Origin of the sequence: Bradyrhizobium nitroreducens (assembly GCF_002776695.1) — a bacterium.
Taxonomy (GTDB): domain Bacteria; phylum Pseudomonadota; class Alphaproteobacteria; order Rhizobiales; family Xanthobacteraceae; genus Bradyrhizobium; species Bradyrhizobium nitroreducens.
This window is the reverse complement of sequence record NZ_LFJC01000003.1, coordinates 4560420-4573097: the sequence shown is the minus strand read 5'-3', so window position 1 is coordinate 4573097 and position 12678 is coordinate 4560420. Positions and strand designations below refer to the sequence as shown.

Annotated in this window: 15 protein-coding genes; 9 read left to right on the top strand and 6 right to left on the bottom strand. The window is 65.0% G+C overall.

What is annotated here, in order from left to right:
• Positions 1-16 precede the first annotated feature (16 nt).
• From TSA1_RS22075 to TSA1_RS22065, 3 genes are all read right to left on the bottom strand, one after another.
• Entirely contained in the window at positions 17-715 is a 699-nt protein-coding gene (locus tag TSA1_RS22075) for a glutathione S-transferase family protein (RefSeq protein ID WP_100178172.1), read from the bottom strand.
• A 105-nt stretch (positions 716-820) separates the two neighbouring features.
• Positions 821-1051 carry a hypothetical protein gene (locus tag TSA1_RS22070; protein WP_100178171.1) on the bottom strand — a complete coding sequence of 77 codons (231 nt, stop codon included), beginning with the start codon at positions 1049-1051 and terminating at the stop codon, positions 821-823.
• Entirely contained in the window at positions 1048-1827 is a 780-nt protein-coding gene (locus tag TSA1_RS22065; RefSeq protein WP_100181275.1) for a sulfite exporter TauE/SafE family protein, read from the bottom strand. The genes TSA1_RS22070 and TSA1_RS22065 overlap by 4 nt, the downstream gene beginning before the upstream one ends.
• Positions 1828-2105: 278 nt before the next feature.
• Between TSA1_RS22065 and TSA1_RS22060 the strand changes: the two genes are divergently transcribed.
• From TSA1_RS22060 to TSA1_RS22035, 6 genes are all read left to right on the top strand, one after another.
• A complete protein-coding gene (locus TSA1_RS22060; RefSeq protein ID WP_100178170.1) occupies positions 2106-3020 on the top strand; it encodes a LysR substrate-binding domain-containing protein in 915 nt (304 codons plus the stop codon).
• Positions 3021-3162: 142 nt separating this feature from the next.
• Positions 3163-3387, top strand: coding sequence for a hypothetical protein (locus TSA1_RS22055; protein ID WP_100178169.1), 225 nt, complete (start codon positions 3163-3165; stop codon positions 3385-3387).
• Positions 3388-3446: 59 nt separating this feature from the next.
• A complete protein-coding gene (locus TSA1_RS22050) occupies positions 3447-3677 on the top strand; it encodes a hypothetical protein (RefSeq protein WP_100178168.1) in 231 nt (76 codons plus the stop codon).
• 93 nt (positions 3678-3770) lie between these two features.
• Positions 3771-6704 carry an excinuclease ABC subunit UvrB gene (uvrB, locus tag TSA1_RS22045; RefSeq protein ID WP_100178167.1) on the top strand — a complete coding sequence of 978 codons (2934 nt, stop codon included), beginning with the start codon at positions 3771-3773 and terminating at the stop codon, positions 6702-6704.
• A 40-nt stretch (positions 6705-6744) separates the two neighbouring features.
• Positions 6745-7512 carry a DpnI domain-containing protein gene (locus tag TSA1_RS22040; protein WP_100178166.1) on the top strand — a complete coding sequence of 256 codons (768 nt, stop codon included), beginning with the start codon at positions 6745-6747 and terminating at the stop codon, positions 7510-7512.
• Between the two features lie 8 nt (positions 7513-7520).
• Positions 7521-7802 carry a hypothetical protein gene (locus tag TSA1_RS22035; RefSeq protein WP_100178165.1) on the top strand — a complete coding sequence of 94 codons (282 nt, stop codon included), beginning with the start codon at positions 7521-7523 and terminating at the stop codon, positions 7800-7802.
• 808 nt (positions 7803-8610) lie between these two features.
• Here the strand turns inward: TSA1_RS22035 and TSA1_RS22025 are convergent.
• From TSA1_RS22025 to TSA1_RS22010, 3 genes are all read right to left on the bottom strand, one after another.
• On the bottom strand, positions 8611-8997 hold the full coding sequence (locus tag TSA1_RS22025) for a hypothetical protein (RefSeq protein ID WP_100178164.1): 387 nt from the start codon (positions 8995-8997) through the stop codon (positions 8611-8613).
• A gap of 323 nt (positions 8998-9320) precedes the next feature.
• Positions 9321-9500, bottom strand: a complete 180-nt coding sequence (locus tag TSA1_RS22015; protein WP_063197224.1) for a hypothetical protein — start codon at positions 9498-9500, stop codon at positions 9321-9323.
• A 96-nt stretch (positions 9501-9596) separates the two neighbouring features.
• Entirely contained in the window at positions 9597-9830 is a 234-nt protein-coding gene (locus TSA1_RS22010) for a hypothetical protein (protein WP_100178162.1), read from the bottom strand.
• A gap of 279 nt (positions 9831-10109) precedes the next feature.
• On the opposite strand from TSA1_RS22010, the gene TSA1_RS22005 reads away from it, so the two are divergent.
• The 3 genes from TSA1_RS22005 (at position 10110) to TSA1_RS21995 (ending at position 12533) form a co-directional block, all read left to right on the top strand.
• Positions 10110-10556, top strand: a complete 447-nt coding sequence (locus TSA1_RS22005; protein WP_100181274.1) for a nuclear transport factor 2 family protein — start codon at positions 10110-10112, stop codon at positions 10554-10556.
• 231 nt (positions 10557-10787) lie between these two features.
• Positions 10788-11228, top strand: coding sequence for a nuclear transport factor 2 family protein (locus tag TSA1_RS22000; protein WP_100178161.1), 441 nt, complete (start codon positions 10788-10790; stop codon positions 11226-11228).
• Positions 11229-11612: 384 nt separating this feature from the next.
• Positions 11613-12533, top strand: coding sequence for a hypothetical protein (locus TSA1_RS21995; RefSeq protein ID WP_174719327.1), 921 nt, complete (start codon positions 11613-11615; stop codon positions 12531-12533).
• Positions 12534-12678: the final 145 nt, after the last annotated feature.

Here is a 12678-nt window from a genome sequence, read left to right as displayed (position 1 = left end):
ATCCGGGCTACGAAGTTTAGACCTCAAACCCCGGCGATCGCCTTGCCATGCCGTCGAACGCGTCGAGCAGTTTTTCGCGCCAGGCATAAACCGGGTCATCGGCTTCCAGCAGCCTGAACGGGCTCACCACGCGCGCCCACTGGAAACCGCCGAACACGACGTAGTCGGCATAGTTCGGCGCAGCCCCACCGAGATAGGGCTGCTTCTTCAAGGTCTGGCGCATGATCTCGAGCGACTTGCGGAAGGCGACCACGCCGGTGTCGCGGCTCGCCATGACCTCTTCAAGGCTCTTGCCGCCGAAGCGCGCCTCGCGCGACTTGCGGAAATAGGCCGCGTCGATCTCGGCAAGATTGTTCGGGATGTCGGCAACGATGAGCGGAAAGATGCCGCCGACGATGGCGATGTCGCCGAAGGCGTTGATCATGCGCGCCATGGCCCGGCCGCCCTCGCCGCCGAACAGCGACGGACGGTCCGGGAAAGTGTCCTCGAGATAGGTCGCGATCGTCCAGGAATCGACCACCGGCTTGCCGTCATGCAGCAGCACCGGGACCTTTTCCGAGCCGTGCGGCGCAAGCGCGCTCTTCTCGGTGAAGCGCCAGGGCAGCGATTCCGCCGACAATCCCTTATGCGCCAGCGCCATCCGCGTGCGCCAGCAATACGGGCTGAACGGGCGCGAGGGGTCGATGCCGACGAGTTCGTAGAGCTTGAGTGACATGGCGGTGTTCCGTCATTGCGAGCATAGCGAGGCTGTCCAGACTGCCGCCGCGAAAGACATTCTGGATTGCTTCGCTGGCGCTCGCAATGGCGATGTGGCGAGGCGTTACCGCCCGTTCGCGCGCAGCAGCCTCTCGCCGCCTTCCGTCACCGCGATGACCAGCCCGAGGCCTGCGATCGTCTGGCGTGCGACGTAGCCGCGATCGGCGGCGTCCTCCCAGATGGTGAGGCGCGGGCACGAGGTCTTCCAGGTCGCGATCACCTCGGCATAGGCGCGCGGCTCGCGCGCCACCCATTCGACGAAGTCCAGCACCAGCGGATCGGCAGTCTCGCTCATTGCAAACCTCCCTTGTCGAAGGCGGCCAGCACCGGCGCACGAAGCAGCAGCCAGCCGCCATAGGCGATGTAGTAGCAGGCAATGGTGGTGATCAGCTTGTTGGACCAGGCGATGAATTGCTGGTCGGTCATCGCTTCCAGGATGCGCCGCGCCAGCGTGGTGCCGAGCATCGAGGCTGCAATCGCGACGCCGGCGAGCACGGGATCGAGGCTCGCCGCCTGGTCGATGATGCCGCCGAAATAGATCAGCTTGGTGAAATGGCTGACGAGCTGGCACATCGCTTTCGTCGCCACCTTCTCGCGCCGGCCGAAATCGCCGCCGAGGAAGAAGGTGTCGAGCAGCGGCCCGGAGACGCCGGTCATCAGCATCAGGCCCATGCAGATCGTGCCGTAGACCGTGCCTTGCCAGAGACGATCGGGATCCGGCTTGATGTTTGACGGCAGCAGCCGCGCCATGAACGGGGTGATGCCGAGCAAGAGCAGCGCCGTCGGCTTGTCCGGCACGTAACGGGTGAGCGACCACGCCGTGAGCGCGACGGCTGCGCCGACCATGTAGTTCACCACCGGCCGCCAGCGGATATGCGCCCGCCACAGAAACGCGCGCCAGCCGTTCGAGGCCATCTGCGTGATCGCGTGCAGCACCATCGCCGTCGGCAGCGGCATCAGGGCGAGCAGCACGCCGATCAGGATCAGCCCGCCCGCCATGCCGAACAGCCCCGACAGGAACGCGGTGCCGACCATCAGCAATCCGAGGGCAGCGATCATGATGGGCGTCACGGATTGAATCTCCTGAAAGCGCGTGAGGGACGAAGACTGCTCATTCCCCCTCGCCCCGCTTGCGGGGAGAGGGTTGGGGTGAGGGGGAGCCTCCGCGGAGACGGTGGCAGTTGGACTCGCGGAGACTCCCCCTCACCCGCCACGCTGCGCGTGTCGGCCTCTCCCCGCACGCGGGGAGAGGCGAAGGGGAACGTGCCTCGCTTGCCCGCCCTTCGCAAACTGAGTTATCTTGGCCTGGCCTCAGCTTTCCTGAGGGTATCGTCCAAGGGGCCCTGCATTTGCGACGTCTGCTGTTTCTCAACGGCATCAAGGCATTCGAGGCGGCGGCGCGGACCGGCAGCTTTGCCGCGGCCGGGCTGGAGCTGAGCGTGTCGGCGGCCGCGGTCAGCCGCATGGTGCATCTGCTCGAAGAGCGGCTCAGCGTCGCGCTGTTCGAGCGCAAGGCCAACCGCCTGGTGCTGACGCAGGCCGGCCGCGCCTATCAGAGCGGGCTGACGCCGATCTTCGACGCGCTGGCCAGCCTCACCGCGCAGGTGACGGCTCCGACGAGCGTCCGCGTGCTCACCATAGGCGTCGGCCATACCTTCGCGATGCGCTGGCTGATCCCGCGCCTGTCGGAGTTTCGCAGCGAGGAGCCCGACATCGAGGTGCGCTTCACCACCGGCGGCGCGTCGGTGCCGTTCGGCGAGGACTGGAGCTGCGGCATCAAGCTCGGCACCGGCGATTGGCCCGGCCTCGTCGCCGAGCCGCTGTTCGCCGGCGACCTCACGCCGGTCTGCGTGCCCCGCCTCGCCAGCGGCCTGAAGCGCCCGGCGGACCTCAAGGGCCCCAGCCTGATCCGCGTCGAACATTCGCCGGAGGACTGGCCGATCTGGCTGAAGGCCGCGAACCTCCCCCGCATCAATCCGCGCGGGCCGGAGTTCCAGTTCTACGGTCAGGCGCTGCAGGCCGCAGCCGACGGGCTCGGCATCGCCATGGGCATCCGCCCCTATATCGACGACGACCTCGCCGCCGGGCGGCTGGTGGCGCCGTTCGACCTCTCCGTGCCCAAGGGCATGCGCTGGTACCTGCTCTATCGCAGCTTCCAGACCGAGCAGCGCGACTTTGCCGCGTTCCGCCGCTGGATCATGCGCGCCGCGGCGGAACCCGCCGCGCGCCCGCGGCGGATGGGCCGCGCCACCGCCCGGAACTGACACCCCATCGGCAAGCCTCCAGGCAAAAAAGCCGGCCGCTTGTGAACGGCTTCACACACGCAAATCCGCAAACGTGGTCCCCTGACCCTCCAACAAGGCGCTCGAGCAAGACACGCGAACCAGGACACTTTCGGGGACTGCAATGACGACCCTCTACGACGGCTTTGACATCGAATCTTTTGAGGCCGGCAAAGGCCTCTGGCACGCCCGCATCCGCCGCGCCGATCTCAGCCCGGTCGCGATCGACGGCGTGCTGTTTCCGGCCATGGAGGTCGGTTTCGCCTGGCCCGATCAGAACGCGGCGATCGCCGACGCCAAGCATCACATCGACCGCTTCCGCCGCCGGACCGACAGCGACGACGAATAAGCGGGCGGGACGGCCAGCGAACCAGGGACAGCGCAGCGCTCAAAGGGGGTAAACCGGTCATGTCAGTCATCGACTTCGAAGACACGTCACGGCCGAGGATCTACACCCGCACGGTGCTGTCGAACTGCCCGGAATGCGACGGCGATCTGACGGTGCTCCGCGTGATCGGCGGCCGCGCCGGCTGCGAGTACTGGACCATGCGTTGCACCGATTGCGGCGGCATCCATCTCGACATCCTCAAGCCCTATCAGGCGAGCGAAGACGGCGAGGGACCGCTGCCGGCGGCGTGAGGCCAAAGGCTGCTGCCAACCTGCTGTCAGCAGCCTGCATGGCGAGGACCATTCGCCCTTTATTGCGGGGCGGACTCGTCCCATATTCGCCTCATGGCGAAGAAACCTGCATCCCCCGAAAAATCCGGCAAATCCCCCAAATCCAAAGCCCACCGGCCTGACGTGCAGCCGATCGGGCCGGCGCTGGCCGAGCTGCTCAATCCCGCGATCAATCGCGGCGATGCCGGGCTGGGATCGGGGACCGGGCTGCAGCCGCCGCCGGATAATTCGCGCGATCGCCGCGCCGGGGGCGAGGCCGCCGCACATCGCGCGCGGGCCTCGACGCCGAAGGACTTCCCTCCCCCTCCCAACCCTCCCCCGCGTGCGGGGGAGGGAAAGGGTGGGGGCGGACTGGAGGAGGCACCACAGGCGAATTACGGAACCGCGGCCACCATCCCGACGCTCGATCCGGAACTGGCGCGGCAGCTCGGCCTGCCCACCGAGGAGGACGATGCCGAAGCGTTGGCGCGTCCGCCGCGCAACAAGATGGAGGCGCTCGGCGTCAAGGCGACCGCGGAGGCGCTGGAGTCGCTGATCCGCGAGGGCCGGCCGGAGTTCCGCAAGGACGACGGCTCCACCAAGGTTTGGACGCCGCACCGTCCGCCGCGCCCGGAAAAGTCCGAAGGCGGCGTGCGCTTCGAGATCAAATCGTCCTATGAGCCGAAGGGCGACCAGCCGACCGCGATCGCCGAGCTGGTCGAAGGCATCCAGCGCAACGACCGCACCCAGGTGCTGCTCGGCGTCACCGGCTCGGGCAAGACCTACACCATGGCGCAGGTGATCGAGAAGACGCAGCGCCCGGCGCTGATCCTGGCGCCGAATAAGACGCTGGCCGCCCAGCTCTATGGCGAGTTCAAGAACTTCTTCCCGGACAACGCGGTCGAGTATTTCGTCTCCTATTACGATTACTACCAGCCGGAAGCCTACGTCCCGCGCACCGACACCTATATCGAGAAGGACTCCTCGATCAACGAGCAGATCGACCGCATGCGCCACTCCGCGACGCGCGCGCTGCTCGAACGCGACGACGTCATCATCGTCGCCTCGGTGTCCTGCATCTACGGTATCGGCTCGGTCGAGACCTACACCGCGATGACCTTCGCGCTGAAGAAGGGCGAGCGCATCGACCAGCGCCAGCTGATCGCCGACCTGGTCGCGCTCCAGTACAAGCGCACCCAGGCCGACTTTACCCGCGGCACTTTTCGCGTGCGCGGCGATGTGATCGATATTTTCCCGGCTCACTATGAGGACCGCGCCTGGCGCGTGAACCTGTTCGGCGACACCATCGAGACCATCGAGGAGTTCGATCCGCTCACCGGCCACAAGCAGGACGAGCTCGAATTCATCAAGATGTACGCCAACTCGCACTATGTGACGCCGCGCCCGACGCTGGTGCAGGCGATCAAGTCGATCAAGTCAGAGTTGAAGCTGCGGCTCGATCAGCTCAACAACCAGGGGCGCCTCCTGGAAGCGCAGCGGCTGGAGCAGCGCACCACCTTCGACCTCGAGATGATGGAGGCGACGGGCAGCTGCGCCGGCATCGAGAACTATTCGCGCTATCTCACCGGCCGCCGGCCCGGCGAGCCGCCGCCGACGCTGTTCGAGTACGTGCCCGACAACGCGCTGATCTTCGCCGACGAAAGCCACGTCACCATCCCGCAGATCGGCGCCATGTTCCGCGGCGACTTCCGCCGCAAGGCGACGCTGGCCGAGTACGGCTTCCGCCTGCCCTCCTGCATGGACAACCGCCCGCTCCGCTTCGAGGAATGGGACATGATGCGGCCGCAGACGGTCGCGGTGTCGGCGACGCCGAGCGGCTGGGAGCTGAACGAGAGCGGCGGCGTGTTCGTCGAGCAGGTCATTCGCCCTACCGGCTTGATCGATCCGCCCGTCGATATCCGGCCCGCCCGCACCCAGGTCGACGACCTCGTCGGCGAGGTCCGCGCCACCGCGCAGGCCGGCTATCGCTCGCTGATCACGGTTCTCACAAAACGCATGGCGGAGGACCTCACCGAATATCTGCACGAGCAGGGCATTCGCGTCCGCTACATGCACAGCGACATCGACACCATCGAGCGCATCGAGATCATCCGCGACTTGCGTCTCGGCGCCTTCGACGCGCTGGTCGGCATCAACCTCTTGCGCGAAGGCCTCGACATTCCCGAATGCGCCCTGGTCGCGATTCTCGATGCCGACAAGGAAGGTTTTTTGCGCAGTGAAACGTCCTTGATTCAGACCATCGGCCGCGCCGCGCGCAACGTCGACGGCAAGGTGATCCTCTATGCCGACCAGATGACGGGCTCGATGGAGCGCGCCATCGCGGAAACCAACCGCCGCCGCGAGAAGCAGGTCGAGTACAACACCGCCAACGGCATCACGCCGGAGAGCGTGAAGAAGCAGATCGGCGACATCCTCAACTCCGTCTACGAGCGCGACCACGTGCTGGTCGAGGTCGGCGGCCACGACATGACCGACGACGTCATCTCGATCGGCCACAATTTCGAAGCCGTGCTCGCCGATCTGGAAACGCGCATGCGCGAGGCCGCCGCCGACCTGAACTTCGAGGAAGCCGCCCGCCTCCGCGACGAAGTCAAGCGCCTGCGCGCGACGGAGCTCGCCGTGGTGGACGATCCCACCGCCAAACAGCGCGCGGTGGCGGGCAAGGCCGGTGCCTATGCCGGAGCCAAGAAGTACGGGGACGCCGCCAACCTGCCGGTCAGCGCCATGAAGAAGAAGACCGTCAGCTCCGCGCTGAAAGCCAGCGGCGGCGGCAGCGGCTCGAAGGTGCACAAGCCGCATCTCGACGAGATGCACGGCCCGGAATCGCTGCCCTATCGCGAGAAGCCGAGCCTGCCGGCAAAACCGTTCGGCAGCACCAGCCGCATCATCCAGCCGACGGACTCGCGGCAGTCGGGCCCGGAGTTCGGGCCCGCGCCGAAGTCGACGGGCGGGATGCCGGGGCGACGGGGCGGGTGGAAGAAGAGGTAGGGCTACTGGCAATTCGGACGAGTTTCGTTACGCTAGCTGCATGAAACTCGGCTTCGAAGAGACCCAGTCGCCCTATGCAAGCGGCACACAGAGCGCTCGTGCATGGACGGAAGCGTGGGTAAGAGCCTGGGCCTACTGCCCGCATTGCGGCAGCGCAGAGATATCGCAATTTCCCAACAACAGCCCGGTCGCTGACTTTCGCTGCACGTCCTGCGAGGAGGAGTTTGAACTCAAGAGTCAGAAGAGGAAGTTCGGACCGAAGGTGTCGGACGGCGCCTACAAGACGAAGTGCGAGCGGCTTACCGCGAGCAACAACCCGAATCTCCTATTGATGAACTACGATCGCACCTCGCTCGCCGTCGTAAATCTCTTCATCGTGCCGAAACACTTTTTCGTTCCCGAGATCATTCAGGAAAGAAAGCCACTCGCAACGACAGCGCGGCGTGCGGGCTGGATCGGATCGAATATCCTTCTGAGCAAAGTCCCGGAGTCCGGGAAGATTCACATTGTTCAGAACGGCGTGATCCGGGCGAAAGAGGTGGTCCTGGAGGAATGGAAGAAGACGCTCTTTCTGCGGGACAAGTCGCTGGAAGCTCGCGGCTGGCTATTGGACGTATTGAAATGCGTGGAATCGCTGGGCCGGCGCGACTTTACACTCGACGACATCTACGCGTTCGATCGCCACCTCGGCGACCTCTATCCCGGCAACCAGAACGTCCGGCCGAAGATTCGTCAGCAACTTCAGTATTTGCGTGATCATGGCTTCATCGAGTTCTTGTCTCGCGGCAACTACCGTCTGAAATCGTGAGGGGCGCCATGGCCTGGTTCCTGAACATCTATCGCTGCGACCGCTGCCGGAAGACATGGACCGATGAATGGTCGTGCACCTGCGACGACGAATGCCCGCACTGCGGCTTCCGCGACATGTCGCCTCTCAACAGCGAGAACTTGACGGAATTGATCGTGGAGGACGGCGGCAAGTTCGTCGTGCTGCGGTCGTCCGACGAGGCGGAAGACGATCCCGACTACAAGGAGCTTGGTCGTTTTCCAACACGAGACGCTGCCAGGGAATTTCTGCGCTCATATCCGTCGGAGTGACTCCGGCGGTTCTTGCTCTGTCGTTGCGAGCGCAGCGAAGCAACCCAGAATCGCTCCGCAGCAACAGTCTGGATTGCCTCGTCGCATCTGCGCAAAATTGCTACGCAATTTTGTCGCTGAGCTCCTCGCAATGACGGCGCGGCGTGATCCGCCCCCTCCCCACGCACTGTTTTGCCCGACGCGTCAACACCTCCCCGGAAAAATATTCCACTTTACCGAAATTCGGAATTATCGTATGTCTCGCTCACTCCGGCCCACGGAGAGGGCGTATCGCGATCGTCACGACATGGGGCCGGGCGGCGGTGGACACGGGTCCCATTGGCGCGAGAGGTTTTGCAGGGCGGGCAACCGTGAGCAGGACGGCGCGCTTTCGACAAGTGGGATGCGTGTACGGCAAAATCGTGTGGTCCTGGCGCCCGGGGCTCTGGCGCCAAGTCTTGCGGTGACATGAGCGGCCCAACCGGGCCGGCGTGTCGGTGATCCGCGAGGTGACGGGGGCAATAGTGCAACGCTCCCCGGGGAGAGCGCGACATAAGCCGTTCCAACCATCGCGCAGGGAAGGCCGGGATGTCCCGGTTGCCCTGTGGTCTTCCGCCTGTGCCTGCACACGCAGACTACCTTTTGCACAGGCGGCCACGGGAGCCAATCGGCTCCCGGCCTTCCCTGCGCCCTCTCTATCAATCAGGGCGCGCGACCAGGCAAAGCCCGGGCGAAACGCGCCGCGGGAACGCGGAGGTGTGCCTGTCATGAAAGAGGCAAGGGATCGAGCGATGTCTTCACGACACATTCGTTGTTGCGGGCGCACCCCTCACCCCACGCTCGCCGTCACCACCGCCATCACCGACAGCAGCAGCACGATAGTCACCAGCTGCAGCGAGGCGACCGGCTGGGTGCGCCATGCCGTGATCTTGTCGGCGAGCGGCAGATGGGCCTCGAAGAATTTCGGCTCGTAGACGGTCTTGAACAAATGCGGAAAGCTCGGGCCGAGGGTCACGGCCAGCATGGCGTGGGCGAGCGAGGCGATGGCGACGAAGATGGCGACGCCGGGGTCGCCGGAGAGGTCGTGGTTGCCGCAGAGCTTGAGCAGGAAGGCGGCGGCGGCGAAGGTCGGGAAACTCTGCAGGATCGCGGTCAGCGCGAGACCTTCGATCGCGTTGTGCAGGCGGGACTTTCTGGCGGTGGCGATGGCAGCCATGGCACGTCTCCCTGATGACATGGGGATGACGATAGCCGCAGGGTGAGGCCTGGGATGTGAGTTGGCTCACGCATTGGCCCCTCCCAGCCGGGGGCAGGCAATCGCATAGAAATGATACCGCCCGTGGCCATCCTTCGAGACGCCCGCCTTTGGCGGGCCCTCAGGATGAGGACCGAGTGCGTTGCGCGAGTTCAACGGGCGGTAATGCCGCTTGGCCTCATCCTGAGGGACCGCGAAGCGGTCGTCTCGAAGGACGAGGCGCGCGCTCAGCTCGCGCAAAGCGACAAATGCGATAGCCCCGCCCCCAGCGGGGGGGGGCTGCGTCAGAGCTGGCGGAAGAACACGAGGTAGATGGCAAGGCCGATCGTCGAGAACGACAGCAGCACGCCGAGCCAATTGTATTTGACGCCCTGCGCGTGGGACGCATTTCTGATGAAAGCGCTGAAGAAGCACAGGAACAGGATTGCGAGGACGACACCCCACGAGAGCTTCCCGACGTCCATTGTCCCCTCGCCTGGCTCAACTCCAGCGCTAGCGACTGGAATTTACCATCGGAGCATGCCGCATCAAAGAGAGACCGGGCGAGGTTTTCCGCGGGCTTACAGCTTCCCCTGCCCGTTCATCTGGCTCTGCTGCCGATGTTTTTCCTGCTCCTTGGCGTGGTGACGGCCGTAGAGGCAGCCGGCGGCGGCGCCGAGCATGCCGTGATGGCCAGCATAGTGGCCGGCGACACCGCCGACGATGGCGCCCTTGATGCAGCCCTTGGCGTCGGCGGCGGAGGTCGCGCCGAGCATGAGAACCGCGGTGGCCACGGTGAGAAGGGTCGATTTCATGGATCGATGTCTCCGGATGCGACGCTGGACCTTCAACGAACGCGGATGGGTCCGGGTTCCAGCACCTGGCCAGGCGCGCCCGCCGATGGGCGCGCAGCGTCATCGCCAGGTGCAAAAGCCTGCGCGCGAACATTTGCGCAACCCGCAATTGCACCCCCATGAACGCGGCATGGCGCCGGCGCGTCATAAGCTGCAAGCACTCTGTGTTTTTGCGGATTGATGGACCCGCGAGGCCCGCGGTAGCGTTTGCAATCCACGGCCGACGAGGGCGGGAGCAGCATGACGGTTGAGAAGCTGAACAGGCAACGCGTGCTGCATCTGCTCGACGCCTTCGCGCGCGGCGACATCGAGGCCGCGCTGGCGTGCTGCACCGACGACGTCGACTTCCTCACCCATGCGCCGATCGACGTGCTGCCCCACATGGTGCCGCGCCACGGCAAGGCCGAATTGCGCGCGCTGTGGCAGACGATCTGGTCGCGCTATTCGGAGATCCGATACAAGGCGCCGCTCATCGTCGCCGAGGGCGAGGCGGTCGCGACCTACATGCAGGCCTATTTCAGGAAGCGCCGCAACGACCGCATCGTGCAGTTCGACATGGCCGTGTTCTACACCTTCCGCGGCGGCCTGGTGGCGGAGATCCGCGAGATCATCGATTCCTACGATCTGGTGCAGCAGGTGCTGGAGCGCGAGATCGGGCCGTTGATCACGGGGGCGCGAGTGGACTGAGTCAGGTCCCTTCGCTGGAACCCTCGCGCGCGAGCGGCCGGAACCCGGGAGACTACGGGGTTCTATTGCAAATCTCACACATCGCCATCAATTGTGCATTGCGAAAACGTGAATTGCGTTTTGGCCGAAATCGGGTATTTTGTTCGTATACAAATGAGTTGAGCCCCGGCGCCCGAGTGCGCGTGGGGTTGTTTTCCGTTTTCCGTAAAGCCAGCTTCAGGACTGCCCAAGATGACAGAGCACAGCCTCTGGCGTTTCTCGCGCGCGTTGCACCGTGCGATCAACGACCGGCATTTCGCGGATATCGAGGCCCTGATCGACGAGGACGTCGAGTGGGCGCTGTACGGCCCGATCGACATGTTTCCGTTCCTCGGCGCGCGCCAGGGCAACGACGCCGTGCTCGACGTCATCCGCCAGCTCGCCGACAATTTCAGGGTCCGCCGCTTCGACCGCGAGAGCATCATGCTCGGCGTCGATTCCGCCGCCTCGATGGTGCGCTATTCGCTGACGGCGCTGGATTCCAACAAGCCGATCAGCTTGCGGGTCGCGCAGTTCGCCCAGTTCAGGGCGGACAAGCTCGTCAGCATGCGCGTCCTGATCGACACGTTCGACCTCGTCGAGCAGGCACTCGGCCGCGCCATTCATCTGCCGAAGATGACCAGCGTCGGCTAACGCATGATCCGGACCCGAAGGGGCCGCGTTAGCGCAAAGTGCGAAGCGGTTTTCCGAAAAGATCATGCGCAAACATCAACCTGAAGCGCGATGAAAATCATCGCGCTTTAGGGGGACACCAACGGGCCCTGCTGTTCGGGACCGATGACGATGCCAGCTGCGACGTCCTGGCCTCCAGCCCCGCCGGATGCCGTCGCGCCACAAGCTCGTCGTCGGGCGCGCGCCTTTCGCGCGGCCCGTTGGTTCGCGTCTCGCCCACGCGAATTGCCACAATTTCGCAACGATAGATCAGCATTGATGCAGGCCGACCGAATGGCGCATGGTCATCACCAGGGCTCGTCCTATATTGGCGGGCAACATGCGCTGGGGTTGGCGGGCAGGACGATGGAATTCTCGACAGGTTTTGGCTGGGCCAGGCTGCCGGTGCTGGCGGCCGCATTCATTCTGGGCTCGGTGCTGACGTTACAGGCGCAGATCATTCCGCCCTTCTCCCCGCCCGCCGCCGCGGCCGCGGACGAGGCCGACACGGAAGCCGCGGAGGCCCCTGACGTCAACGATCCCGACGTGATGAAGGGCATCGATGTCGACAAGCTCGACTGGAGTCAGCTCGCGGTCGATGCCGGTACCGGCATTGACCCCATGGCCGCCAAGAAGCGCGCCCAGGCCGCCGCCAAGGACGGGCTGGACTGGTCGTCGAACGCCAATGCCAATGGCTCCTCGGCGGTGACCGTGAAGCAGTCGGTGTTCTCGTTCTGGGATACCAAGGTCGGCGCCGACATGACGGTGGCGAGCGAGCCCAGGACGATGTCCGAGCTCCTGGCGCAGAAGGCCACCAATGGCGGCAACCTGCCGCAATCCTCCGGCAGCGCCTGGGCGACGGCAACCGCGCCCGGCGCGGGCGTGATCTGGGACAAGACCGCGGTGGAAGCCCGCGTCGATCCCGGTTCGGAGCAGAGCAAGCTCGGGGCCTCGCTGATCAAATCGGTGCCGCTGTCGACCGACACGCAGCTGACGCTGCAGAACGGCTACAGCGTCAACCAGCAGGGCACCACTGCGGTGCCCGGCATCGGCGGCCACGTCACGCGCAATTACGAAACCGACCAGTCCGCCAAGGTCACCCTCACCGACACCGGCACCAGCATCACCGCCGGCCAGACGCTGTCGACCACCGACGACAAATGGCTGCGCAAGGTCGGCGCCGAGCAGAAGCTGTTCGACAACGTCACCGTCTCCGGCTCGGTCGGCGAGACCTCGCAAGGTGCGATCAACAAGAGCGTCACTGCCGGCTTCAAGAAGAGCTGGTGACCCTTCGCCTCTCCCCGCCTGCGGGGAGAGGGAGTCGCACACCGACCGAGCCCCGCATTCGCCTTATATCGACGCCGTTCAGACTCTCGTAACCATACGCCACGGCAAAACCCCCGAATGGTCCGCCCTTGCCGCATCTCGGCCC